Annotated in this window: 23 protein-coding genes; 16 read left to right on the forward strand and 7 right to left on the reverse strand. The window is 61.6% G+C overall.

Going from position 1 to position 24,883, the window contains the following annotated elements; translation table 11 throughout:
• Positions 1–93: 93 nt before the first annotated feature.
• The 4 genes from ACIPL0_RS22780 to ACIPL0_RS22795 all read left to right on the forward strand — a co-directional run bounded on the left by ACIPL0_RS22780 (position 94) and on the right by ACIPL0_RS22795 (position 5,165).
• On the forward strand, positions 94–1,134 hold the full coding sequence (locus ACIPL0_RS22780; RefSeq protein ID WP_400599740.1) for a putative 2-aminoethylphosphonate ABC transporter ATP-binding protein: 1,041 nt from the start codon (positions 94–96) through the stop codon (positions 1,132–1,134).
• A gap of 17 nt (positions 1,135–1,151) precedes the next feature.
• Positions 1,152–2,846 (forward strand): putative 2-aminoethylphosphonate ABC transporter permease subunit, encoded by a 1,695-nt coding sequence (locus tag ACIPL0_RS22785; protein ID WP_400599739.1) that lies wholly within the window; start codon positions 1,152–1,154, stop codon positions 2,844–2,846.
• Between the two features lie 48 nt (positions 2,847–2,894).
• A complete protein-coding gene (locus tag ACIPL0_RS22790) occupies positions 2,895–3,914 on the forward strand; it encodes a putative 2-aminoethylphosphonate ABC transporter substrate-binding protein (protein ID WP_400731609.1) in 1,020 nt (339 codons plus the stop codon).
• A gap of 84 nt (positions 3,915–3,998) precedes the next feature.
• Positions 3,999–5,165, forward strand: a complete 1,167-nt coding sequence (locus tag ACIPL0_RS22795) for a TIGR03364 family FAD-dependent oxidoreductase (RefSeq protein ID WP_400599737.1) — start codon at positions 3,999–4,001, stop codon at positions 5,163–5,165.
• Positions 5,166–5,312: 147 nt separating this feature from the next.
• On the opposite strand, the gene ACIPL0_RS22800 is transcribed toward ACIPL0_RS22795, so the two are convergent.
• Entirely contained in the window at positions 5,313–6,203 is an 891-nt protein-coding gene (locus ACIPL0_RS22800; protein WP_400599736.1) for a LysR family transcriptional regulator, read from the reverse strand.
• A 135-nt stretch (positions 6,204–6,338) separates the two neighbouring features.
• On the opposite strand from ACIPL0_RS22800, the gene ACIPL0_RS22805 reads away from it, so the two are divergent.
• On the forward strand, positions 6,339–7,526 hold the full coding sequence (locus ACIPL0_RS22805; protein WP_400599735.1) for a TDT family transporter: 1,188 nt from the start codon (positions 6,339–6,341) through the stop codon (positions 7,524–7,526).
• A 16-nt stretch (positions 7,527–7,542) separates the two neighbouring features.
• Here ACIPL0_RS22805 and ACIPL0_RS22810 read toward each other — a convergent pair whose 3' ends face one another.
• Positions 7,543–8,547 (reverse strand): LacI family DNA-binding transcriptional regulator, encoded by a 1,005-nt coding sequence (locus ACIPL0_RS22810; RefSeq protein WP_400599734.1) that lies wholly within the window; start codon positions 8,545–8,547, stop codon positions 7,543–7,545.
• 189 nt (positions 8,548–8,736) lie between these two features.
• On the opposite strand from ACIPL0_RS22810, the gene hisD reads away from it, so the two are divergent.
• From hisD to ACIPL0_RS22830, 4 genes are read left to right on the forward strand one after another with little or no spacing between them, the layout of a single operon-like run.
• Positions 8,737–10,050 carry a histidinol dehydrogenase gene (gene hisD / locus ACIPL0_RS22815; protein WP_400599733.1) on the forward strand — a complete coding sequence of 438 codons (1,314 nt, stop codon included), beginning with the start codon at positions 8,737–8,739 and terminating at the stop codon, positions 10,048–10,050.
• Between the two features lie 55 nt (positions 10,051–10,105).
• A complete protein-coding gene (locus ACIPL0_RS22820) occupies positions 10,106–10,873 on the forward strand; it encodes an SDR family NAD(P)-dependent oxidoreductase (protein ID WP_400599732.1) in 768 nt (255 codons plus the stop codon).
• Between the two features lie 54 nt (positions 10,874–10,927).
• Positions 10,928–12,271 carry an MFS transporter gene (locus ACIPL0_RS22825; protein ID WP_400599731.1) on the forward strand — a complete coding sequence of 448 codons (1,344 nt, stop codon included), beginning with the start codon at positions 10,928–10,930 and terminating at the stop codon, positions 12,269–12,271.
• Positions 12,272–12,298: 27 nt separating this feature from the next.
• Positions 12,299–13,306: an alcohol dehydrogenase catalytic domain-containing protein gene (locus ACIPL0_RS22830; protein ID WP_400599730.1), complete on the forward strand. Its 1,008-nt coding sequence runs from the start codon at positions 12,299–12,301 to the stop codon at positions 13,304–13,306.
• A gap of 89 nt (positions 13,307–13,395) precedes the next feature.
• Here ACIPL0_RS22830 and ACIPL0_RS22835 read toward each other — a convergent pair whose 3' ends face one another.
• From ACIPL0_RS22835 to ACIPL0_RS22850, 4 genes are all read right to left on the reverse strand, one after another.
• Positions 13,396–14,385, reverse strand: coding sequence for an Ldh family oxidoreductase (locus ACIPL0_RS22835; protein WP_400599729.1), 990 nt, complete (start codon positions 14,383–14,385; stop codon positions 13,396–13,398).
• 25 nt (positions 14,386–14,410) lie between these two features.
• Positions 14,411–15,733 carry a C4-dicarboxylate transporter DctA gene (gene dctA / locus ACIPL0_RS22840; RefSeq protein WP_400599728.1) on the reverse strand — a complete coding sequence of 441 codons (1,323 nt, stop codon included), beginning with the start codon at positions 15,731–15,733 and terminating at the stop codon, positions 14,411–14,413.
• 271 nt (positions 15,734–16,004) lie between these two features.
• Entirely contained in the window at positions 16,005–17,174 is a 1,170-nt protein-coding gene (locus tag ACIPL0_RS22845; RefSeq protein ID WP_400599727.1) for a UxaA family hydrolase, read from the reverse strand.
• Between the two features lie 2 nt (positions 17,175–17,176).
• Complete coding sequence (locus ACIPL0_RS22850; RefSeq protein ID WP_400599726.1) at positions 17,177–17,461, reverse strand: UxaA family hydrolase; 285 nt, start codon at positions 17,459–17,461, stop codon at positions 17,177–17,179.
• Between the two features lie 149 nt (positions 17,462–17,610).
• On the opposite strand from ACIPL0_RS22850, the gene ACIPL0_RS22855 reads away from it, so the two are divergent.
• From ACIPL0_RS22855 to ACIPL0_RS22870, 4 genes are all read left to right on the forward strand, one after another.
• Complete coding sequence (locus tag ACIPL0_RS22855; RefSeq protein WP_400731610.1) at positions 17,611–18,339, forward strand: GntR family transcriptional regulator; 729 nt, start codon at positions 17,611–17,613, stop codon at positions 18,337–18,339.
• 22 nt (positions 18,340–18,361) lie between these two features.
• Positions 18,362–18,649 (forward strand): hypothetical protein, encoded by a 288-nt coding sequence (locus tag ACIPL0_RS22860; RefSeq protein WP_400599724.1) that lies wholly within the window; start codon positions 18,362–18,364, stop codon positions 18,647–18,649.
• Positions 18,650–19,002: 353 nt separating this feature from the next.
• Positions 19,003–19,923 carry a LysR family transcriptional regulator gene (locus ACIPL0_RS22865; protein WP_400599767.1) on the forward strand — a complete coding sequence of 307 codons (921 nt, stop codon included), beginning with the start codon at positions 19,003–19,005 and terminating at the stop codon, positions 19,921–19,923.
• Entirely contained in the window at positions 19,923–20,834 is a 912-nt protein-coding gene (locus ACIPL0_RS22870) for a LysR family transcriptional regulator (RefSeq protein WP_400599723.1), read from the forward strand. Before ACIPL0_RS22865 ends, ACIPL0_RS22870 begins: the two co-directional genes overlap by 1 nt.
• Positions 20,835–20,986: 152 nt before the next feature.
• Here ACIPL0_RS22870 and ACIPL0_RS22875 read toward each other — a convergent pair whose 3' ends face one another.
• On the reverse strand, positions 20,987–21,208 hold the full coding sequence (locus tag ACIPL0_RS22875) for a hypothetical protein (protein ID WP_400599722.1): 222 nt from the start codon (positions 21,206–21,208) through the stop codon (positions 20,987–20,989).
• A 365-nt stretch (positions 21,209–21,573) separates the two neighbouring features.
• On the opposite strand from ACIPL0_RS22875, the gene ACIPL0_RS22880 reads away from it, so the two are divergent.
• The 3 genes from ACIPL0_RS22880 (at position 21,574) to ACIPL0_RS22890 (ending at position 23,884) form a co-directional block, all read left to right on the forward strand.
• Positions 21,574–22,014 (forward strand): DUF4437 domain-containing protein, encoded by a 441-nt coding sequence (locus ACIPL0_RS22880; RefSeq protein ID WP_400599721.1) that lies wholly within the window; start codon positions 21,574–21,576, stop codon positions 22,012–22,014.
• A gap of 190 nt (positions 22,015–22,204) precedes the next feature.
• Positions 22,205–23,326 carry an alkene reductase gene (locus ACIPL0_RS22885; RefSeq protein WP_400599720.1) on the forward strand — a complete coding sequence of 374 codons (1,122 nt, stop codon included), beginning with the start codon at positions 22,205–22,207 and terminating at the stop codon, positions 23,324–23,326.
• Between the two features lie 54 nt (positions 23,327–23,380).
• On the forward strand, positions 23,381–23,884 hold the full coding sequence (locus tag ACIPL0_RS22890; RefSeq protein ID WP_400599719.1) for a DinB family protein: 504 nt from the start codon (positions 23,381–23,383) through the stop codon (positions 23,882–23,884).
• Positions 23,885–24,883 lie beyond the last annotated feature (999 nt).

Consider the following 24,883-nt stretch of genomic DNA (forward strand, 5'->3'; position numbering starts at 1 on the left):
TGTCACTATCGGCAAACTTTGTCCTTTTGCCACGAAGCCTTAGCAAGCCGGGCCCAAGCTGACACTCGTTCTATAGAAAACGAGGTTACTTGCATGGCCACCGTCGATCTGCAACTGCGCGACATTCATAAAGGCTTCGGCGCATTCAAGGCGCTGGATGGCGTGTCTCTGGATATCGCAGCGGGCGAACTGATCTGTCTGCTTGGCCCCTCCGGCTGCGGCAAGACCACACTGCTGCGGTGCATCGCAGGCCTCGAACGTCAGGATCACGGGCAGATTCATTTTTCCGGCCATGACGTGTCGCACTTGCCGCCGCAAGGGCGCGACTACGGGATTCTGTTCCAGTCCTATGCGCTGTTCCCCAACCTCAAAGTGGCCCAGAACATCGCCTACGGCCTCAATGGCCAGGGGCGCGAAGCGATTCGCTCGCGCGTTGCCGAAATGCTTGAGCTGGTCGGCCTGAGCGGCAGCGGCGAGAAGTACCCGGCGCAGCTTTCCGGCGGTCAGCAGCAACGTGTAGCGCTGGCCCGGGCACTGGCGCCAAGCCCTTCGCTGCTGTTGCTCGACGAGCCGATGTCGGCGCTCGATGCCCGGGTGCGCGAACACCTGTGTGGGGAGCTGCGCAGTCTGCAGCGCAAGCTGGGGATCACCACGTTGATGGTGACCCACAACCAGGACGAAGCCATGTTGATGGCTGATCGCATCGCGGTGATGAATCACGGACGTGTCGAGCAATACGCGACCCCACAGGAAATCTACGACCGGCCAGCGACGCCTTTCGTTGCCGAGTTCGTGGGGCAGGGCAACTGGCTGCCGTGTCGCCGCGAGGGCAGCCATGCCCGCGTCGGCCAGATCAGCCTGCGCCTGGCAGAGGCGGGCGGCGATGCTCAGGGGCGTCTGTTCTGCCGCCCCGAGGCGATCCTGATCAACCCGCAGTCCACCCAGGAAAACCTGTTCCCGGCGCGCATGCGCGACATGACCTTTCTTGGTAACCGCTGCCGCCTGAGTTTCGAGCTCGATGCTCTACCGGGACACGCACTGCTGGCCGAAACGGCTCCGGAGAGCATGCCACTGCTGCAAGGCAACCGGATCAGTGTCGCCATGCCGCCGCACAGCCTGCAGGTGTTCGTCTGATGGAACAGGTAAGCGTCATGACGATGAGCACAATGACCCCTGCGCGGCGATCCGCGAATTTGACGGACCGTCTGTTCGTTCAGGGCGGCCAGTGGCTGATGCTGGCATTGCTGGTGATGGCCGTGGTGTTGCCGTTGCTGGCCATGATCTGGCGCGGCCTGGCCGGTGATCCGGCGCAGGGCGGCGGGCTTGCCGCGGCCATGGAATTGTTCGGCAGCGCCAACTTTCGCTGGCTGCTGGGCAACAGCCTGACCAGTGCCATCGCCGTGGTGCTGATCGTCGTGCCACTGGCTTATTGCTTTGCCTATGCCCTGCAGCGCACCTGCATCCCGGCCAAAGGGTTGTGGCGCGGCATCTCGCTTCTGCCATTGCTGGCGCCGTCGATGCTGCCGGGTATCGCGCTGATCTATCTGTTCGGCAATCAGGGCGTACTGCGTGACTGGGCCGCGCACAATATTTACGGTTTTTGGGGCATCGTGCTCGGCCAGGCGATCTACACCTTCCCACATGCCTTGATGGTGTTGCTCAGTGCGTTGGCACTGGCCGATGCACGGCTGTTCGATGCTGCATCGAGCATGGGCGCATCGCCGTGGCGAGCCTTTCGCAGCATCACCTGGCCGGGCAGCCGGCAAGGTGTCTTCGCTGCCGCCTGTCTGGTGTTCACCCTGTGTGTCACCGACTTCGGCGTGCCGGTGGTGGTTGGTGGCGACTATCAGGTGCTGGCGCTGGAAGCCTACAAGGCGGTGCTTGGCCAGCAACAATTCGGGCGCGGGGCGCTGATCGGTCTGTTCCTGCTGCTCCCGGCCTTGCTCAGTTTTGCCGTGGACCTGTGGCTGCGTCGCCGGCAGCGTGATGCCATGAGCGGTCGTGCGCAGGTCTATCACCCGACCCCGCAACGTCGTCGCGATGCCGGCTTCCTGATTCTGGTGGCGCTGGTCTGCGTGGTGCTGCTCGGCGTCTTTGGCATGGCGGTGTATTCGTCGCTGGTGAAATTCTGGCCCTACGACCTGTCCCTGTCGCTGAACAACTATGCGTTCTCCGATTTGCCGGGCGGCTGGCTGGCCTATCGCAACAGCCTGGAGCTGGCCGGTGCCAGTGCGTTGTTCGGCAGTCTGTTGATCTTCACTGGCAGCTACCTGCTGGAGAAAACACGGCAGAGCCCGCTGACCCAACTGCTGCGTCTGCTGTGTTTCATTCCCATGGCCGTTCCGGGGCTGGTGCTGGGGCTTGGCTACGTTTTCTTTTTCAACCTGCCGGCCAACCCGCTGCACAGCCTGTATGGAAGCATGGCGTTGCTGGTGATCTGCTCCGTGGCGCACTTTCTGACCACCGCACAAATGACCGCCGCTACCGCGCTGCGCCAGCTGGACGGTGAGTTCGAAGCGGCGGCGCTGTCGCTCAAGGTGCCGATGTACCGCCATTTCCTGCGGGTGACGCTGCCGGTCTGCCTGCCGGCCTTGCTGGACATCATCCGCTACCTGTTCGTCTCGGCGATGACCACGGTGTCGGCGGTGATCTTTCTCTACAGCCCCGACACGATGCTGGCCTCGGTCGCCGTACTGAACATGGACGACGCCGGCAATGTCGGCGGTGCGGCCGCCATGTCGACCCTGATCCTTCTGACATCCGCCGGCGTTTCCCTGCTGCTGGCCTGGACGTCGCGCGGCTTGCTGCGCCGTTCCCAGGCGTGGCGTGCAGCGCCTGCCCATTGATTCCACCCGACCTGCCATTGCAGCCAGATTCTCAACAGGAGCTTCGTCATGTTCAAACCCCTCGTCGCACTCTGCGGCCTGTTCGTTGCCGTTTCCCTGCAGGCCCAGGCGGCCACCGAACTGACCGTCTACACGGCGCTGGAAGTCGAGCAGCTCAAGCCGTATCAGCAGGCTTTCGAGCAGCAGAACCCGGATATCCACATCAAGTGGGTGCGTGATTCGACGGGCATCGTCACGGCCAAGCTGATGGCCGAGAAGGACCGTCCTCAGGCCGACGTGGTCTGGGGGCTGGCAGCGTCGAGCCTGGCGATCCTGAAGAAACAAGGCATGCTCGAAGCCTATTCACCGAAGAGCCTGGATCAGGTCAGGGCCAACTACCGTGACAGCGCCAATCCGCCTTCGTGGGTCGGCATGGACGTGTGGGCCGCGAGCATCTGTTTCAACACCGTCGAAGCGGAAAAGCAGGGGCTGCCGAAACCGACCAAATGGGAAGACCTCGCCAATCCGGTCTACAAGGGCAAGATCATCATGCCGAACCCGGTGTCGTCCGGAACCGGTTATCTGGACGTCAGCGCCTGGCTGCAGACCTTCGGTGAAGACGGCGGCTGGGCCTACATGGACAAGCTGCACCAGAACATCGGCCAGTACACCCACTCCGGCTCCAAGCCCTGCAAACAGGCGGCGGCAGGCGAGTTCCCGATCGGCATTTCCTTCGAGTACCCGGCCGTTCAGTTGAAACGCAAAGGCGCGCCGCTGGACATCGTGCTGCCCAAGGAAGGACTCGGTTGGGAGATCGAAGCGACCGGCATCATCAAGGGCACCGCTCACCTGGATGCCGCCAAGAAGCTCGCAGACTTTTCCGCCAGCCGCGAGGCCATGGAGCTCTACAAAGACAACTTCGCCGTGCTGGCTCAGCCCGGCATCGCCGCGCCGTTCCAGGAGCTGCCAGCCGATTACGAACAGCGCCTGATCCGCAATGACTTCAACTGGGCGTCGGAGAACCGCGACCGCATTCTTGCCGAATGGCGCAAGCGCTACGACGGCAAGTCCGAGCCGGTCAGCAAGTGATGAGGTGGCGCAGCCCGCTCCTGCGGGTTGCGCCTCGATTCAACCCGCCTGTGTGGCAATCTCTTTTCGTTCAGGAGTTTCCCCATGAGTCAGCACAACTGTGACCTGCTGATCGTCGGTGCCGGTATTCTCGGCCTTGCCCATGCCTGGGCGGGCGTTCGTCGCGGCTTGAAGGTACGGGTTTTCGAGCGCTGCGACCGGCCACTGGGCGCCTCGATCCGTAATTTCGGTCAGGCACTGGTCACCGGCCAGGCGCCAGGGCCGATGCTCGATCTGGCGCGCCAGTCCCACGGCCTTTGGCAAACACTTGGCGACGCTGCCGGGCTTGCCTTGAAAAAACAGGGCTCACTGATCTTCGCGCGCACCGAAGCCGAGGAAGCCGTACTCGACGCATTCTGTACCGGGCGGGCTCGCGAGCACGGTTACCGGGTCGAGCTTCTGCGCGGCAAGGCGTTGGCGGAGTTGTATGAAGGTCGCTTCGCCCATCACCGTGCCGCCTTGCATGGCCTGGATGATCAGCAGCTGTTTTCTCGCGAGGCGCTGCCACAGATCGTCGAGTACCTGCGTGGGCTGGGTGTCGAGTTCCACTTTTCCACGCTGGTCAGAGACGTCGAGGCCGGGAGTGCGCTGACCACGGCGGGGCGTTTCACGGCGCGGCATGTGCTGGTCTGCTCCGGGCATGATTACCAGACACTGCTTGCCGAACAGATCGCCACCTTGAACCCGTCGGTGTGCCGCCTGCAGATGCTGCGTGCGCGCCTGGCGCAGCCGCTGGATTTGCAGCACGCGGTGCTGACCGGGCTCAGTTGCGTACATTACGGCGCGTTTTCCGACCTGCCGGAAGCCGAGGCGTTAAGGTCGGAGATTCGCCGCAACCACCCCGATCTGGAAGCGCATGGCATCCACTTGCTGGTCAGCCCGACCCCTTACGGCGAACTGATCATTGGCGATTCCCACCACTACGGCAGCGATGCAGTGCCGTTCAACGATGACGCGGTAGACCGACTGATGATCGATCTGGCCGAACAGACGTTGGGCGCACGGCTTCAGGTGCTGGAGCGCTGGCAAGGGGTGTATGGCACACGCGGCCCGGGTCCGTTCAGTGTGCTGCGGGTCGGCGACAGCGTGACGGCGGTGCTGATGCATACCGGCCTTGGCATGAGTGTGGGCCTGGGGTTGGGCGAGCGCACGGTCGCCGCGATGCTGGGCGAGGGGCCGTGGCCCGAGGCATCTCGACGGTTGACGTCTTGATGGCAATACCCGTTTGAAAACAGGCATTGCCATCGCGTTGAGGGCAATGCCTTTCTCGCCGACGACTTCGGCGACGACGTCTCCGCAGAACCAATTGGCATCCTCCTTTCGGGCAGCAACGCCAAGTGAATCCTGCGGCATCGAATGTCAGGCCCGCGGAAAGCCTGCGCATTGCGTCCAGAAGTTGGCCAGTCGGGACGACACGAACTTGTCGCGATGTCGGATCAGGAAGAAGCGCCGGGTGAATGTCGGCAGGCCGCTCTGCAGGACTTTCAACGCGCCCGACTCCAGCAGGTCGGCGACCACCCAGCGTGACAGGCAACTGATGCCCAGCCCTTGGGCAAGGGTGCGCTTGATCGCCTCGGAGCTGCCCATTTCACGGGTGTCGCTCAAGCCGTGAAGATGGCGCAGCAGCAAGTGTTCGACCTCTTCCCGGGTACCCGACCCCGGTTCACGCAGCAGCCACTCGGCATCGCACAACTGCCCCAGGCTTACCGCTGGTTCCCGGGCCAGCGGGTGGCTCGCGCCGGCGACGATCAGCAGTTCGTCCACCAGCCAGGGTTCTGCGATCAGTTGGGGCAGATGGCAGGGGCCTTCGATCAGCCCCATGTCGATGTCGAAATTGGCGACGAGTGCGGCGACCTGCGCGCTGTTGCCGATATCGACGTCAACGCTCAAGCCGGGTATCGAGGTCCGTGTCTGGCAGAGGAGGCTGGGCAGGATGTAATTGCCGATGGTGCTGCTGGCGCCGATGCGCAACCGGCTCTTGAGTTCGCTGGCGGGGCTGAAGTCGCTTTCTATCTGTTGTGCCGCATCGAGCATGCGCCGCGCCTTGGGCAGCAGGGCGCGGCCGTTGTCATTGAGGATCAGGCGCTTGCCTACCCGGTCGAAAAAGCGCGTGCCCAAGGTGTTTTCCAGCTCGTTGAGTGCCGCGCTGGTCGCCGATTGCGAAAGCGCCACCGCCTGCGCTGCGCTGGTGGTGCTGCCGTGCTCGCTGATGGCACAGAAAATCTGTAGCTGGCGCAGATTGAGCTTCATGGCGGTAAACCAGTAAGGACGTGAGTGGCTATGTTTACCTGAAATTCAGGTAGAACAAAGCGATATTATCCGTTGGAAAGGTAATTCGGCGCGCCGTATGTTGACGTCACTGTACAAACAGGCCGGAGACTCACGATGAGCAATCTAAAAACAGCAGGGTTCATGAACCTGCACCCGCCATTGGCGGCTTTACCCACGCCAAGGGAAGCGATCCGCCAATTCACGCCTAACTGGTTCGCCGCCACGATGGGTACGGGCATTCTTGCGCTGGCCCTGGGTCAGCTGCCGTTCCATGCACCGCTGCTGCGTGAAATCGGTGAGGCGCTGTGGTTGTTCAATATCGGCCTGTTCACGCTGTTCTCGCTCATGTACGCCAGCCGCTGGGTGATGTTTTTCCACGAAGCGCGGCGGATCTTTGCTCACCCGACGGTTTCGATGTTTTTTGGCACCATTCCCATGGGGCTCGCCACGATCGTCAACGGATTTCTGGCCTATGGCATCGGTCGTTGGGGCGACGGCATGGTGACTGTCGCCCATGTGCTGTGGTGGGTGGACGTGGCGCTGGCGATGGCCTGCGGGGTGATCATTCCGTTCATGATGTTCACCCGTCAGCAGCACTCCATCGATCAGATGACCGCCGTCTGGCTGCTGCCCGTTGTTGCGGCGGAGGTGACCGCTGCCAGTGGCGGCCTGCTCGCACCGCATCTGGCAGACAGCGCCATGCAGCTGCGTGTGTTGCTGACCAGTTATGTCCTCTGGGCGTTCTCGGTGCCCGTGGCGATGAGTATTCTGGTCATCTTGCTGCTGCGCATGGCCCTGCACAAACTGCCCCACGAAAGCATGGCGGCGTCGAGCTGGCTGTCGCTGGGGCCGATCGGCACGGGCGCCTTGGGGATGTTGTTGCTGGGGGCCGATGCTCCAGCCATATTTGCCGCCAACGGCATGGCTCAAATAGGTGAAGTGGCCGCCGGTATCGGGCTGATAAGCGGACTGCTGTTCTGGGGCCTTGGCGCCTGGTGGCTGATGCTGGCGCTGTTGATCACCCTGCGCTACCTCAAGGCCGGCATTCCGTTCAACCTCGGCTGGTGGGGATTCACGTTTCCCCTGGGCGTCTACTGTGTGGCGACCTTGAAGCTGGCGAGTACGCTGGACTCGGGTTTCATGACCGCGCTGGGCTCGCTGATGGTGTTGGGGTTGGCGGTCATGTGGCTGTTGGTCGGCAGCAAGACGCTGGCGGGCGCCTGGAAGGGGACCTTGTTCGTTTCGCCCTGCATCGCCGGCCTCAACAAGGCCGCATCGGCCCCTTGCACCGGCAAGTCGTGAGCGGGCGAACCTGAACCTATCGTGGCGCGGCCGTGGTGCCGCGCACGATCAGTTCGATCGGCAGGTAATCGCTGTCGGGCACCTGCCCGGAACGTATCCAGCGCATCAAAGTCGCGGCAGTGCGTTGTCCCAGCTCATACGTGGGCAACCGCACGGTGGTCAGGCCCGGGCTCACCTGGGCCGTCAATGGCAGGTTGTCGCAACCGACGATGGACAGGTCATCGGGGACGTTCATGCCCAGGGCCTGCGCCTGAAACAGGCAGCCGACTGACAGCACATCGTTGCCGCAGAAGACCGCAGTGGGACGGGGATTGAGCTTGAGGAGTTGATTGAGGCCGGCGCGACCGCCGTCGAAACCGAACGGTTGCTCGACGACATTGCCGTCCGGCAGGGTCAGCCCGGCCTTGCACAGCGTTTCGCGGAAACCGGCCAGACGGGCCCGGGCCCGGTCATTGTGGCGGAAGTGACCGGAGATCACGCCCATGTTGTGGTGGCCCAGTTGCAACAGATGTTCGGCGGCCAGTTGCCCGACACGATAGTTGTCGAATGCCAGCGATGGCTGAGTAGGGTGCATGGCCCAGGTCACCAGCAATCGGACGTCATGAGCACGGACCAGCTCCCAGACCTGGGGAGGGTGGTCGGCACCCACCAACACCAGCCCGTCGATGGCCTGCCCAAGCAGGGCTCGGATCAGTTCGAGCTCGGCGCTGGGGTTGTATTCATGGGTGGCCAGCAACAGCTGATAACCCTCGTTCGCCAGGCTGGTCTGCAGGCCTTGCACCGCCTGCGCGAAGATCGCGTTGTCGAGGGTCGGCATGATCGCGCCGATGGTACGCGCACGGCCGGACGCCAGCGCCCTGGCTGAACCGTCAGGCAGGTAGCCGAGGCGTTCGATAGCGGCCTGGATCTTTTCGCGTGTGTCGGCGCGCACCAGCTGCGGATTGGACAGGGCGCGGGACACCGTAGCGGGAGAAACGCCAGCCAGAGCGGCAACGTCGTGAAGGCGAGGGCGTGAATTCATGGTGATCCGTTGCGTGCAGGGACACCGACAATACAACCATTCGGCATTTTTTTCCGCAACTTGTTGACCTGTGGAATAAGCGGTCTAGAGTCGAATGAAAGCGCTTTCATTTGGTTTCATGAAATCCCTAAGCGCTACGTGACCCCAACCATTACAAAAACAACAACGTGACTTAGGCACGGAGACACCATGGCAATTACCTACCTCAAGCAAGCCAGTAAAACCGCTGACTCCAACACCGCCGCCGCGCAACAGGTGGTGACCGAGATGCTCGACAACATCGAGAAGCGCGGTGAAGACGCCGTTCGCGAATACGCGCTCAAGCTCGACAAGTGGAGTGGTGACATCGTGTTGAGTGACGCGGAAATCGACCGGCGTACCGCCGAAGTGCCCAAGCGGGTTCGCGATGACATCGACTTCGCCGCGCGTCAGGTCTACGAATTCGCCCGTGCCCAGCGCGCCTCCATCGAGGACTTCCAGACAACGCTGCCTTCCGGCGTGATCGCCGGCCAGCGCGTCATCCCGGTCAACGTGGTGGGCTGCTACGCCCCTGCCGGGCGCTACGCGCATATCGCTTCGGCGTACATGGGCGTTGCCACGGCCAAGGCGGCAGGGGTCAAGACGGTGATTGCCTGTTCCAGCCCGTTCCTGGGCGAGAGCATTCATCCCTATGTGTTGTATGCGTTCAAATCGGCAGGCGCTGACGTGATCATGACCCTGGGCGGCGTGCAGGCCATTGCCACCATGGCGTATGGGTTGTTCACCGGCAAACCCGCCGACGTCGTGGTCGGGCCGGGCAACAAATTCGTCGCCGAGGCCAAGCGCACGCTGTTCGGCAAGGTGGGCATCGATGTGTTTGCCGGGCCTTCGGAGGTCGCGGTCATCGCGGATCACACGGCAGACGCTGACATCGTGGCCAGTGATCTGGTGGGCCAGGCGGAGCACGGTCACGAGTCGCCCGCCTGGCTGTTCACCACATCACGTAGCCTGGCCGAGGCGGTGATGGCCAAGGTGCCTGCCTTGATCGAAGCGCTGCCCCCCATTGCCCGCGACGCTGCCTTTTGTGCCTGGCGCGATTACGGCGAAGTCATTCTGTGCAACACCCGCGAGGAAGTGGTCGAGGTTTCCGATCGCTATGCCAGCGAGCACCTGGAGGTGCATACGGAAGATCTGAACTGGTGGCTGGAGAACCTCACCTGCTATGGCTCCCTGTTCATGGGCGAGGAAACCACCGTGGCGTTCGGTGACAAGTGCAGTGGTCCGAACCACGTGCTGCCGACCAAGGGCGCGGCGCGCTACTCTGGCGGTCTCTCGGTACACAAGTTTCTCAAGACCCTGACGTGGCAGCGCATGCCGCGCGAGGCCGTGCGTCAGATCGGTCAAGTCACGGCGCGCATCTCGCGCCTTGAAGGCATGGAAGCCCATGCTCGGACTGCCGATGACCGTTTGGCGAAGTACTTCCCCGGCGAACAGTTCGTCTGCGGCGAGCCCGTCACCCGTTGATTCGCTATGGTTGCGCGCAGGGCTGGTCATCAGCCGGCGCGCCAGGAGTCTTTGCATGAAACCGAATAACTTGTTTGATCTGCATGGGCGCACGGCGCTGATCACCGGCGGTGGCTCAGGCATCGGCGCGGCCATGGCGCAGGCGCTGGGGGAGGCGGGTGCGCGGGTGGTGCTCATGGCCCGCCGCGAAACCGCGCTCAGGCAACAGGTCGACCGATTGCGGCAACAGGACATCGATGCCCAGTACTGCAGCTGTGATCTGACCTCGGTGACCGCGTTGCAGGCTGCCGCTCAAGAGGTGCTCGCCCGCATGGGGCAGGTGGATATTCTGGTGAACGCTGCGGGGGTGAATCGTCGCGAGCCGTTCGAGGACGTGACGTCCGAGTCATGGGACGAGCAATTGGCGCTGCATCTGAAAGCGCCGTTCTTTCTGGTTCAGGCGCTGGCGCCACAAATGGCCGAACGCGGGTGGGGGCGAATCATCAATATTGCCTCGCTGCAGTCCTTCAGGGCGTTTGCCAACAGCGCGCCGTATGGCGGAGGCAAGGGCGGTGTCGTGCAGTTGACCCGTGCGATCGCGCAGCGCTGGTCGCGTCACGGCATCACCTGCAATGCCATCGGCCCGGGCTTTTTCCCCACTGAGTTGACGGCCGCCGTATTTGCCGACGATGCCCTGGCGCAGCGTCATGCCGAACGCACCTGCATCGGGCGCAACGGACAATTGGATGACCTGGCGGGTACGACCGTGTTCTTCGCCAGCAACGCCAGCAGCTATGTCACCGGCCAGACGTTGATGGTCGATGGCGGCTATACCGCCAACTAATTCCGGCCTGCCCGGTGGGCGGCCAATACCGGTTTGACCGTGGAGATAAAAACAATGACTTCCACTGCTCCTGCCTCATCCAACCTGCGACGTGCCACGGTGTCGAGCATTCTCGGCTCGGTCATCGAATGGTACGACTTCTTTCTTTACGGCGTGGTCGCCGGCCTGGTGTTCAACAAACTGTATTTCCCCGGCGATGATCCGATGACCTCAGTGCTGTTGTCGTACGGGGTATTCGCCGTGGGTTTCATTGCACGACCCTTGGGCGGTGTGGTGTTCGGCCATTTCGGTGACACCCTGGGCCGCAAGAAAATGCTGATCGTGACCTTGGCCCTGATGGGCGGTGCGACGGTGCTCATCGGCGTCATTCCGACCTACGAGCAGATCGGCATGACGGCGCCCATTCTGCTGTTGGCCTGCCGCATCTTCCAGGGCATCGGCCTGGGTGGTGAGTGGGGTGGTTCGGTGCTGATGACCTACGAATCGGCGCCTCCGGAGCGTCGCGGTTTCTTCGCCAGCTTGCCGCAGATCGGTATGTCCCTCGGTCTCGTCACGGCCTCGGGCGTGATCGGCTTGCTGTCCTGGCTGCTCAGCGACGAGCAGTTCATGAGCTGGGGCTGGCGCTGTGCGTTTCTGCTCAGCGGGGTGTTCGTGCTGGTCGGCAGTTACATCCGCAGCAGCGTCAGCGAAACCGCCGATTTCAAGGAAGCCAAAAAGCATGTCCGCACCCGGGCGCGGCAGAGTCTTCCGATCGTTCAGATGCTGAAGCGCTACCCGAAGATGATCTTCGCCTGCATGGGCGCGCGGATGATCGACGGGGTGTTTTTCAACGTCTTCGGCGTGTACTCGCTCAACTATCTGACCCAGCAGCTGCACCTGCCACGCACCAGCGCACTGATCGGCATCATGCTCAGCGCCTTGCTGATGAGTTGTTTCATTCCGTTCTGGGGGCATGTCGCCGATCGCGTCGGCAAGGCGCGGATCTACGGGATGGGCGCGTTTCTTTCGGCGTTGTCGGTGTTCCCCGCGTTCTGGGTGATGCATACCTTCGCCGACCATCTGTGGCTGGTATGGCTGGCGATCATCATCCCGTTCGGAATCTTCCATGCGGCGGTGTTCGGCACCATGTCGTCGCTGTTTTCGGAGTGTTTCGATGCCTCGGTCCGCTACACCGGCATCTCGTTCGTCTACCAGGTGGCGGGGGTGTTTGCCGGCGGGATGACGCCGATCATTGCCGCGGTGCTTACCACCGTCGACGCCGGTGATCCCTGGTTTCTGTGTACCTATGTCTTGTGCATCGGCTTGATCAGTGCAGCGTGCGCGCGCTGGATCGGGCGACGTCGTGCCGTGGGCGAGACTCAGCAGCATTTCGAGCCTTTGCCTGCCAGCCATTCATAAGCAGCCCTATAACAACAAGGAATCATCATGAAAGCGCTTGTGTACACGCAACCTCTGGAAATGCAGCTGCAAGATCGACCCTACCCCGAATTGCACCCAGGCGAGGTGATCATCAAAGTGGCGGCAGCCGGAATCTGTGGTTCTGACATGCATGCTTTCCATGGCCACGATCCCCGTCGTCTGCCGGGACTGGTATTGGGGCATGAGCTGTCCGGCACGGTGATGGAAAGCGCCGCGCCGCGGCTGGCGGTCGGGCAGCGCGTGACGGTCAATCCGTTGATCACCTGTGGCTACTGCGCATTCTGCCGGCAAGGTCGTGACAACCTTTGCGAGAACCGCACAATGATCGGCATGACCCGCCCCGGTGCATTCGCCGAGTACCTGGCCATTCCAGCGGCGTCGGTGATTCCGATTCCGGAAGGGCTGTCATTGCTGCATGCGGCGATCACCGAACCTGCGGCGACCGCGCTGCACGCCATAAACCTGTCGATGCGCGTGCTGGCCCGGCCACTGCCGGAGGTGCGCACATTGATCATCGGTGGCGGTGCGGTGGGACTGTTGGCTGCCTTGTTGTTGCGCTCCTACGGTTGTCGCCGGGTCAGCATGGCCGAAGTCAATCCGCTTCGGCGCGAGTCGGCGTGGAAACACGCAGGTTGCGAGGCGTTCAATCCACTGGAGACAGCGGCTGAAGAAAACGCATACGACTACGTCATCGACGCGGTGGGCGCCAAGGCCACCCGCAACGCGGCCCTGAGCGCCGTCAAGCCGGGGGGCGTCATCATGCACATCGGCCTGCAGGACTGGGCCAGTGAGATCGACATGCGCAAGCTGACGCTGGCCGAGGTTTCTTTGCTGGGGACCTACACCTACAGCATGGCCGACATGTACGCCACGGTGGCTGCGCTGGAGGAGGGCGCGTTCGGTGATCTGGAATGGGTCGAAACCCGCCACCTGAGTGAGGGTGCAACAGCCTTCACCGACTTGCACGAACAACGCACCGCGTCCGGCAAGCTGGTGCTGGTGCCAGGGCACTGATTCAAGGCTGACCGCCCGGTTCCGAGCCGGGCGGTCGTCCCCTGGTCTTGCGAAAAATGCAGTGCCAGCAATGGCACTGCATTTCAGTTTCAGCAGCGGCTTTGCAAATCAGTGATCAACGCCTGGGGCAGGCTGATCAACTCGCTACGTTCCAGACGCTCCATCGCGCGGCGCTGACCCGGTAAACGCACGCCCGGTTGTGCCAGCATCGCCAGAAACAGAGCCTCGACATGCTGCAGATAGCCTCTGCCAAAACGTTCGGGATCAAACAGCAGCAGCAAATGGCCCACCCCCGGTGCTTCGCCTTCTGCATCGAAAAAGGAGGTGGCCTGAAAGCCGAAATGACTGCCCGCCAGCCCTGCCGTCAGCAATTCGACCATCAGGGCGAGCGCCGCCCCCTTGGCGTCGCCCATGGGCACCATGCTGCCTGCGAGCGCGGCATCCGGGTCGGTGGTGTCTGCGCCGTCCGCATCGATGGCCCAGCCGGACGGAATCGGTTTGCCGGCCTTTTTCGCGAGCATGACCTTGCCCCTCGCGACCTTGGACAGCGACAGATCGATCACCAAGGGTTCGCCATTGAGGCGCGGCGAGGCGAAGGCGATCGGGTTGGTGCCGAACAATGGCGTGCGCCCGCCCCAGGGCGCCATTGCGGCCGGCGCGTTGCTCAGGGCCAGTGCCAGCAGGCCCTCCTGTGCCGCGCGCTCCACGGGCTGGCCGGCGACGCCGAAGTGGTGTGACCTGGAAATCGACAGTGCGGTGATGCCCGACCGTTTGCACACGGGGATGGCGGCATCCAGACCCGCATCGATGGCCGCGAAGGCCAGGCCGTTTGCGGCATCCACGCGTACCACGGCGCCGTCCAGCTCGATGCGCGGTACCGCCTGAGCATCGACCTTGCCGCTGGCCATCTGGTCGAGGTAGAAGGGCAGGCGGGAGAGACCGTGGGAAGGCAGGCCGTCCTGTTCGGCGAGCAGCAATGCCTTGGCACAGCTGCGTGCGGGCGTGGCGGGCATGCCGGCATGAACCAGCGCAGTCAGTGCCAGGTCGTAGGCGTCTTGAACCGTGATAGGGACTGTCATGATGGGCTCCATGTGATCGATGGTTTCACAGTTTTTTCTCCGGGAGATTCAAGGACGATCGGCTCAGGCTGGTCTGTGCATCGGGCGCCGGATTCAGTTTGCGGGGTGCCGCCAGTTCTGCACGCGCCTTTGCCAGATCAAGTTTGCCTTCCCAGCGGGCGATGGCGAGGGTCCCGACGACATTGCCCATCATGTTGGTCAGGGCGCGCACTTCGTTGAGAATCCGGTCGATGCCCAGAATCAGGGTAATCGCCGCGACGGGAATGATGTCGTGGCTGGCCAGGGTAGCGGTCAACACGATCAGCGCCGCACCCGCCACGCCTGCACCACCCTTGGAGGTGATCAGCAGAATCACCAGCAGGCTGATCTGCTGGCTCCAGGACAGATCGATGTTCAGCGCCTGAGCCAGGAACAGCGAGGACATGGTCAGATAGATCGCCGCTCCGTCGAGGTTGAACGAGTAACCGGTCGGCAGCACCAGGCCGACGATCGACTTCTCGCACCCCAGCAGTTCCATCTTCTGCATCAGTCGCGGCAGCACGGATTCGGTGGTCGAGGTGCCCAGCACGATCAACAGTTCCTCGCGGAAATACTTGACCAGCGACCAGATGTTCACGCCGCAGGCAAAGCTCACCGACCCCAGCACGATGCCCACGAACAACAGGCAGGAGACGTAGAGGCAGACGATCAGCAAGCCCATCTGCTGCAGTGCGCTGATGCCGTACTGACCGATGGTGAACGCCATGGCGCCGAAGGCACCGATCGGCGCCAGCCACATGATCATGCTGACGATGCGCAGCAGGGTTTCGCCGAACTGCTCGATCACCCGCGCCGCGAGACGGCTACGCCGGGACATCCCCGACAGCGCCACCCCGAACAACACCGAAAACAGCAGGACCTGAAGCAGGTTGCCGCTGGCGAAAGCACCGACGACCGAGCTGGGGACCAGTTGCGTGAGCAGGCTGGAGGACTCCTGCGCGTGCACCTGTGTGAGGTATTGCGACATTGCACCGGAGTCCAGGCTGGCAGGGTCGATGTTCATGCCGGCGCCGGGCTGGACCAGGTTGGCGATGACCATGCCGAGCAGCAGTGCGATGGAGGTGATGACCTCGAAGTAGATCAGCGTCTTGAAACCGACCTTGCCCAACTCCTTGAGGCTTTCCATGCGGGCGATGCCGATGGCGACGGTGCAGAAAATCACCAGGGTGATGAGCATCTTGATCAGGCGGATGAACGTGTCACCCAAGGGTTTCATTTCCACCCCGACCGAGGGCCAGCAGTAGCCCAGAAGGATGCCGGCGATCAGACCGATGACGACCTGAACATAAAGGTTCTTGAGGATTTTCACGGGTGTCTCTCCATGAGCGAAGGCCCCACGTCGATCGCGCGGACCAAGGCAGGGGCAACAGGTGTTGTTTTTGTCTTTTGGAGTGCAGATGCACCGGCCTGATCACGACGGTCGTCGAAGACAGAAGCCGGCAGAGGGACGTGCGCAAGCGGCGAGCTGATTCATGAAGGTCTCCATTTATGGTTGTTGTGAGACGTACTTCTTGAAAGCGGGAACAGCGAAGGGGAAGAGGAAAAGCGCCGTTGCCCGGCAAGGGCAACGGCGCGGTGCGTCAGGCGCTCTCAAACAGGCGGGTCAGCACGAACTCGCGGTGGCCCAGGGCTTCGGCGGCGGTGAAGCGGCCGTTCGCTGTGCGCATCAGCATGTCCAGCAGGCGGTCGCCGGCGTCGTCCATGTTGATTTCCCGGCGCAGCAGGCCGGACACATCGACGTCGATGTGCTCACCCATGGTGCGGAATGTCCGAGGGTTCGCGCAGATCTTGATCACCGGCAGAATCGGGTTACCGATCACGTTGCCCTGGCCGGTGGGGAAGAAGTGCGCGACATAACCGGAGGCCGCGCACAGCGTGACCATCTCGGCGGCGGCAGACGAGGAATCCATGAACCACAGTCCCGGGCCGGTGGGCTCCTCGGCTTTGTCTAGCACTCCGTCGACCCGGCACTTGCGGCCGATCTTCTGGATGTTGCCTAGGGCTTTTTCCTCGATGGTCGTCAGACCGCCTTCGATGTTGCCCTTGGTCGGCTGCGACTCGGACAGGTCACTGGTTTTCCAGCGGTCGATCATGGCGCTGTAGCGGTCGAACATGAACTGGAATTTCTCTCGCACGGCAGATGTGGCGCAGCGTTCCGCCACCAGGTGCTCACCGCCGGTCAGCTCGGAGGTTTCACCGAACACCAGCGTGCAGCCTTTGGCATACAGCTTGTCGAACGCGTTACCAACGGTAGGGTTGGCGCCGCAGCCGGAGGTGGTGTCGGACTCGCCGCACTTGGTCGAAACCCACAGTTCCTTGATGTCGCATTCTTCACGACGCAGCTCGGTGGCGTATTGCACGAACTCGCGGGCCTTGCGTGAGGCGGCACAGATAGTGTTGTGATCGCCGTTCTGCTCGATCCAGAAGCCTTCGACCGGCTTGCCGGTGGCGCGGATGCCGTCGACGACACGCTTGGTCCAGCCCGGTTCGATGCCGATCACCACCACCGCCGCGACGTTAGGGTTGCAGCCGGTGCCGATCAGGGTGCGGAAATGCAGTTCAAGGTCTTCGCCGAATTGCAGGCGACCGTAAGGGTGCGGCAGACCCAGCGTGCCCTTGATGTTGTTTGCCACCGCCTCGGCGGCGGCGTTGGAGATGTCGTCCACCGGCAGGATGATCACGTGGTTGCGAATGCCCACACGACCGTTGTCGCGGCGGTACCCCATGAAAGTGCGTCCGTTGAGTTCCATGCTTACCACCGTTTGGTTTTGACGTTGTGGACGTGAAGGTGTTCGCCTTCGCGGATTGGCTTGATCACGCGGCCAATGTCGACACCGTATTTGACGACGGTGTCACCTTCCTGCAGATCGCGGATGGCCAGCTTGTGCCCGATCGGGATGTCGCTCTTGACCATGAATTCAAGGGTCTTGTCCTGGTCCATCACCCAGCCGGTCAGCTTCTGTCCTGCCTTCACGCCCTCGACGACAACGACGCCAACAGCGTCATCAGCGTCGTGAACGACAAAATCAATGCTCATTGTTGTTCTCCTCATTGACGGTCACTCATCTACCTTAAGTCCTGTATAGGACATAGGATGCAGGATAGTCAAGGAGGAATAGTTTTTTTCGTTTTCGGGTTATACTTCGGGCATTCACCATTTGATGACTGACCGCCATGAACGAAACCATGCCCGCCGATTTCAAAGCGCCGAACTTCCAGCCGCTGTACCGACAGATCAAGGATCTGCTGATGGAACGCATCAGCTCAGGGGAATGGTCGCCGGGCACGTTCATCCCCAGCGAGGCGGCGCTGGCGACAACCTATGGCGTGAGTGTGGGGACGTTGCGCAAGGCCCTGAACGAGCTGATGGCCGACAACGTGGTGGTACGCCAGCAGGGCAAAGGCACTTCGGTGGCCACCCACGATGCCGATCAGGCGTTGTTTCGCTTCTTCAATATTTCGCGGATGGATGGCGGGCGCAGCATGCCGGTGTCCATGGTGCTGGGGCGCACCCTGCGCAAGGCCAGCGCGGAAGAGGCGAAGGATCTGGGTTTGAGCGCCGGTGCCAAAGTCATCCACATCTCGCGCACGCGAGAACTGGACGGCAAGGCGACGATCCATGAAGACATCGTGGTGTGTGCCGAGCGTTTTCTGGGGCTGGAGCGGCAGCCGGAGGTGCTTCCCAACACCCTGTATCACCTGTACCAGCACCGTTTCGGCGCGACCGTCGCGCATGCCGACGAGCGTATCGTGGCGATCCACGCCAATGCCGTGCAGAGCGAGGCTTTAGGGGTAAAAGAGGGCGCGGCGCTGCTGCAGATCGTGCGCATCGCCCGTGATTACCAGGGGCGAGCGATCGAGAAGCGGATATCGGTGGTGAGCACCGCAGCGCATTGCTATTTCAACACGATCTAGCGGTTGTCAGCCCGGACGCGTCTTGACCAGTTCATCCCTGCGCCCTTCAGCTCCGATGCTTGAACCCCACCGAGGCGCGGCAGTTTCGGGATTCGATACTGCCCTGCCTGTAAGGCCAGCACACACGTTCTTTCATGCTGAGTGGTTGCCGGACGATCGTCAGCTTTGCTTTCTTCGGGGCTTCCTGCTTTGGGGAAAGATCGGCGCCAACTCGAACGGCAACGACGTTGTCAGCGCCTCTGGGAATGAAGTTCTGATCATTGAAGATGGTTTGCCGAGCGGTATTGGCGGGCAGACCTGTCTCCGGTGAGGCTCGAAGCGGCGATGAGTCGAGGCCTTGCTTCGTCAAGCAACCAGAGCACATCCGGTGCCAACGGTCGGCGATGATTATTTCGCGTTTAGAAATGCTGGATTGCGATTCCTGGTCATTCCGTGCCTGACGAGGAGTCGGGATGATGGGGGAGGCGCCTAGACCACTGGGCCTGATTTGAACAGTCACGGACCGGGCGAAGGTGGGCAGTCGGTGCACCTCCGCTCAGCCGGATTTCCCAGGGAGGGCGAGTCGAGAAGTCAGGCACGCCTTCCGTTGGAGGGCGGGCTTACTGTTTTTACACACTGGGTGGGGTGAACAACCGCGACCCTCTCAACATGACAGGGTTGCTTATGGACCGGTTTCAGGAAATGCAGGTGTTCACCGCCGTGGCCGAAGAGGAGGGGTTCGCTGCTGCTGCCCGTCGTCTGAATATCTCGCCGCCCAGCGTGACGCGAGTGATTGCCGCGATGGAGGAGCGAATCGGCACGCAGCTGTTGGCGCGGACCACGCGTAGCCTGCATCTGACGGAAGCGGGGCAGCGTTATCTGGAAGACTGCCGACGAATCCTCAATGAGGTCGACGAAGCCGAAGAGGCGGCGGCAGGCAGTTACTCCAGGCCTCGCGGCCATTTGAATGTGACCGCCCCCGTTCTGTTCGGCGAGCAGTACATCGCTCCGCTGCTGGCGGAATACGTCGATCTTTTTCCCACCGTCAATCTCAATGTGATGTTGGTCGACCGGGTGGTGAACATGATGGAGGAGGGCGTGGATGTCGCGATCCGCATCGGGCACCTGGCGGATGCCAACCATCAGGTGATCAGGGTCGGCGAGGTGCGGCAGGTGATCTGCGGAGCACCGGCCTATTTCGCCCGGTGTGGCAAGCCGCGTCATCCCGCCGATCTGGATTCGGCCAATATCGTGATGTCGTCAGCCAGTCATTTGCTGAGCGACTGGCAATTCCGTCAGGGTGAGCAGGAGCTGAACGTTCGCCTCGAACCGCGTCTGGTGGTGACCGCCAATCAGGCGGCGATCAATATCGCCACTTCCGGATGGGGAGTCACCCGGGTGCTTTCTTATCAGGTGGCCAGTCTGGTGGCGTCGGGTGCGCTGGAGGTGGTGCTGCAAGAGTTCGAGCCCGCTGCGCTACCCATCCAGGTGGTGCATCAGAAGAGCAACCGGGTGCCGGCGAAAATTCATACCTTCGTGGATTTTCTTGCCGAGCGGCTGGGGCGGGATGCGGCGCTTCAGTCCCGCACCGCAGAGGGCGTGTGATGAGTCGGTACCATGAGATGCTCATGTTTGAAGCCTTGTCCGAACAACCGAGCCTGGCAGCGGCAGCGTCCAGACTGAAGGTGTCTAGGCCGACGGTTGTTCGCGCCATTGCCCGGCTGGAAGCGGATTTTGGCGTGCCCCTGCTGCATCGAAGCACGAAGGGGATTGTACTGACCTCCGTGGGGGCGGCTTTCATGGCGGACTGCGCTCGCATCATCAAGGACGTCGAGCGAGCAGAGGCCTCCGCCAGAGGACTCCATGCCGAGGCACAAGGCAATCTGACGGTGCTGATGCCGCTGCTGTTCAGTCACTACGTCATGACCCCGTTGATGGCCGGTTACATGGAAGCGTATCCAGGCGTCAGGGTGCTTGCGCAATATAGTGACCGCTTTCCCAACATGCATGAAGAAGAGCTGGATGTCGCCGTCGTGGTCGGCGATTTGCCGAACTCGTCATTGATCGCACGCCCTGTCGGACGAGTCTGTCCCGTGGTGTGTGGTAGCCCGGAATACTTTTTGGCGCATGGCGTACCCGAGGTACCTGAAGATCTGCACCGTCACCGATTGATTGCGACCGAAGGAATGCGCAGCAAGGTGAGTTGGGACTTTCTGAATCAGGGAGAACTGTGCAACGTCAGAGCCCCTTCAACACTCAGTTCCTCCACCGTCCAGGGAGCCATTATTGCAGCGGCCAATGGTGCGGGGTTGATACGTTGTTTGAGTTATCCATTGTATGAATGCTTGAAGAACGAACGCCTGCAGCGCGTATTGCAATCTTTCGAATTGCCGACATTACCCGTACATGTGGTTTACCGAGAGCGGCGCAGGGCTTCGATGCGGGTCCGGAGTTTTGTCGACTTCATGGTCGCTGGCCTGCGGGCGCACCCGGCGATGTGTCCGCATGCGCTATAGATGAGTGCCTTGCCAACGCATTCTCCGGGGGGCAGGTCGACACGACATGCTGGATTGACGCGGTCGGCGATGGCCCGGGGCGGTGTTGCGGAATTTTACGGTAAACAGAAAATTAAACGCTGTTATTGACCGTTGAATAAACAAAGACATCATTACTTTTGAACAGTAGCTGCCTGGGCTTTTTCAATAGCGGCCGACGACTTGGCTTCATTGGTATTTGCGATCATCTCCCGTTTTTCTTTCTGTGCCGCGATCCATTCTGCGTGACGCTGCGCATTTTGCGCGACAAAGGCGCCAGATTCATTCGCATAAGTTGCCGGGGCAGAGAGTAACGCCATGACAAGCAGGGTAGAAACACCGAAGTAGTGATTCATGTTTTTAATCTCGCTGGTTAGTGGCTGGAAGTGGCAGCAATGTAGAGCGAAAACGGCAGGGGTTAAACCGGAGTTCTTATAAATCACTGTTGCGCTGTCGGTAATAGTAGCGGCGCGGATGTTCAGGATGTCTGGCTCATTCTCATGAAATGCGGGAAATGTGGATTAGACCAAAGCGTGATATCCGACAGGCTGTCCAGCGGGGCTTGCCGAACGTTCGACGCGGCCGGTGGAACCGTTTCGTTGCATGAAACTGTGCATTGCCAGATTTGGATATTCCGCAAAAAGCTGTCCTATCTGAAACTGATCCCTATGGCACTTCTGCCGGAAATCAACACTTCTCAAACTTTTTGAGGGATCTGAACATGACTGCTCGCAAATATGCACTTGTATCGTTTCTGGCTGCGGCCGTTATGGCGCCTGCCGCTTTTGCCGCCACTGATGCAACAGAAGGCACCTCGGTTGTCGTGCCTGTTACCCAGATGCACTTCTATCAAAACAAGGAAGGCCTGACGATTGCCAATGGCTGGGGTGATCCTGCTGCGGGCGCACACAGTAACTTCATCAAGATGGAAGGCAATACCGCCAGCCCGCTGCACACTCACACCTACAGCTATTATGGTGTGGTGATCAACGGCGTGGTCGCGAACGAACCGACCACTACCTCGCCCGATCATCCTCTGGCACCGGGTTCCTACTGGTATCAGAAGGGCGGTGAACCCCATGTCACCAAGTGCATTTCGCAAACCGAATGCCTGTTCTTTGTCACCTCGAAAGGCCCGTTTGACTTCGCCAAGACCAAGTAACGAGTTGCGCTGACAGCGAGTTCGGACATCGAAGTTGTTGCTTTTGAATTGCGCACTCCGTACTCGCTGGATAAACGAGCCCGATGATTTGTCGATAACGGGCTCGGGTGTTCCTGATTCAAACGTTCTCAAACCGTGATTACCGTGCCCAAGCATTTCCTGTTGCATGGACTTATTTGCAGAGATTGATATGTCGCAGCCTGACCCGCGTTCACAAAGCCCGTTGTTTACCCCGTTGCAAGTTGGCCCGTATCAACTGCGCAACCGTATCGTCAAATCGCCGATGTCGCGCATGCGCGCTGCCGCCGACGACATGCCGACTGCGTTGATGGCCGAGTACTACGGCCAGCGCGCCGGTGCCGGTCTGGTCATTACCGAGTCCGTGCAGATCTCTCGCCAGGGCAAGGGCTACCGCAATTCGCCGGGTATTTATTCCGCCGAACAAGTGCAAGCCTGGGCCGGCATCGTCAAGCGTGTGCATGCCGGCGGTAGCGTGATCTTCATGCAGCTGTGGCACTGCGGGCGTATGTCCCATCCGGACTTGCAGGAGAACGGCGCCCAGCCGGTCGCACCCTCGGCCATCCGCCCGAACGGCGAGGTTTACACCGACACCGGTCCGCAGGCCGTGCCGGAGCCACGTGCGCTGACCACTGAAGAAATTCCGGGGATCATCGAGCAATACGTCCAGGCTGCCGTGCGAGCCAAGGCCGCCGGCTTCGACGGCATCGAAGTGCATGCCGGCAACGGCTTCCTGCTGGACCAGTTCCTGCGCGACGGCACCAACCAGCGCAGCGACCGCTACGGTGGTTCGGTGGAAAACCGCACCCGTCTGCTGCTGGAAATCGTCGAGGCGTTGATCCCGGTGTGGGGTGCGGACAAGATCGGCGTGAAGATGTCCCCGCTGTCGACCTACGGCGATATCCGCGACAGCAACCCGCAGGCGCTGTACACGCATCTGGTCGAGCAACTGAACCGCTACGGCCTGGCCTACCTGCATTTCGCCGAAGGCGAGCTGCTGCAGACCCGCGACGTGCCGGGCCTGGATTTCCGCAAGCTGCGTGGCCTGTTTTATGGCCCGGTGATCGGCAACAACGGTTATGACTTCGCCCAGGCCGATGAAGCCGTCGCCAGCGACAAGGTCGACATGATCGCCTTTGCCCGTCTGTTCGCCGCCAACCCGGATCTGGTCGAGCGCTTCCGCCTTGGTGCCGAACTCAACCCGCTGGACATGAACACGCTGCAAGGCGGCGGGGCAGAGGGTTACACCGATTATCCGACCCTGGCCCAGAGCCGCGATATGGCCTCGGCGTGATCGCGACGACGTCCGGTTTCTCTCACGTTTTTGTACAGCAGGAATAGGTTCTATATGTACGCAGCACTGTTCAAGTTCAAGGCGAAATCCAATCGGGAAATCCTCGCCGAGCTGGCGAAGTCGGGTCTGGATGCCACTCAACTCGATGGTATGACCGCAATCCGCACCATGAACCACACTTACGTGGTCGACCAGATCTTCAAGGCGCACCTGACCGGCGCGACACACAGCTACGTCGCCGCCAACACCGTCGAAACGCCGATGCTGGCGGAACTGCAGGCGCAGATCGCTGAACTCGATGCCTGGTGGATCGACTACGTCAGCGCGCTGACCGCCGAGCAACTGGCCGAGCAGATCGACTTCGCCTTCACCGATGGCAAGCAGGGCAGCATGACGCGCGAAGAAATCCTCCTGCACGTCATCACCCATGGCTGCTATCACCGTGGCGCCGTGGGCCTGGTGCTGACCCGTCAGGGCATGACCGCGCCACCGGAAACCTTTACCCGCTACCTGCACGAAGCGGAACCAGCGCGGCGTAACGCCGGTTCGGCACGCTGAGCCTGAACCCGCTCCCACGGCCTCCGGCCAGAAGCCATCGCGGCGGTGTTCACTGACCCGTAGCAGTCCGGCTTGCCGGCGGTGGCGTCCGCATGATCGCTGCCGCCGGCAAGCCGGACTGCTACGGAGGCCTGGTTATCCGGCAAGTCGGTGACATACGCAGAACCTGTGGGAGCAGGCTTGCCCGCGAAGGCGTCGTGTCAGGCATACCTGCAGGGTCTTGACCGGCGCATTCGCGGGCAAGCCACGCTCCCACAGGGATTCACGCCGAACCGCTGTGTTTTTTGTGGGAGGGATCCCTGCTCGCGAAGGCGGTGGCGCAGTCGACACAGCGTTGTCTGGACTGACGCATTCGCGGGCAAGCGCGCTCCTACGGGGGCTGGTTGTCCGCCAAGTCGGTGACATACGCAGAACCTGTGGGAGCGGGCTTGCCCGCGAAGGCATCGTGTCAGGCATACCTGCAGGGTTTGGACCGGCGCATTCGCGGGCAAGCCACGCTCTCACAAGGGATTCACACCGAACCGCTGTGTTTTTTGTGGGAGGGAGCCCTGCTCGCGAAGGCGGTGGGTCAGTCGACGACGGCGTTGTCTGGACTGACGCACTCGCGGGCAAGCGCGCTCCTAAGGCCTTCGGCCAGAAGCAAACAAGGGTGTTCGCTGGCCCGTAGCAGTCCGGCTTGCCGGCGGTGGCGTCCGCATGATCGCTGCCGCCGGCAAGCCGGACTGCTACGGAGGGCTGGTTGTCCGCCAAGTCGGTGACATACGCAGAACCTGTGGGAGCGGGCTTGCCCGCGAAGGCGTCGTGTCAGGCATACCTGCAGGGTTTGGACCGGCGCATTCGCGGGCAAGCCACGCTCCCACAGGGGATTCACACCGAACCGCTGTGTTTTTTGTGGGAGGGAGCCCTGCTCGCGAAGACGGTGGGGCAGTCGACACAGCGTTGTCTGGAGTGACGCATTCGCGGGCAAGCGCGCTCCTACGGCCTACGGCCATAAGCCAT

The sequence above is a fragment of the Pseudomonas sp. NPDC090208 genome (assembly GCF_044746785.1).
Classification (GTDB): domain Bacteria; phylum Pseudomonadota; class Gammaproteobacteria; order Pseudomonadales; family Pseudomonadaceae; genus Aquipseudomonas.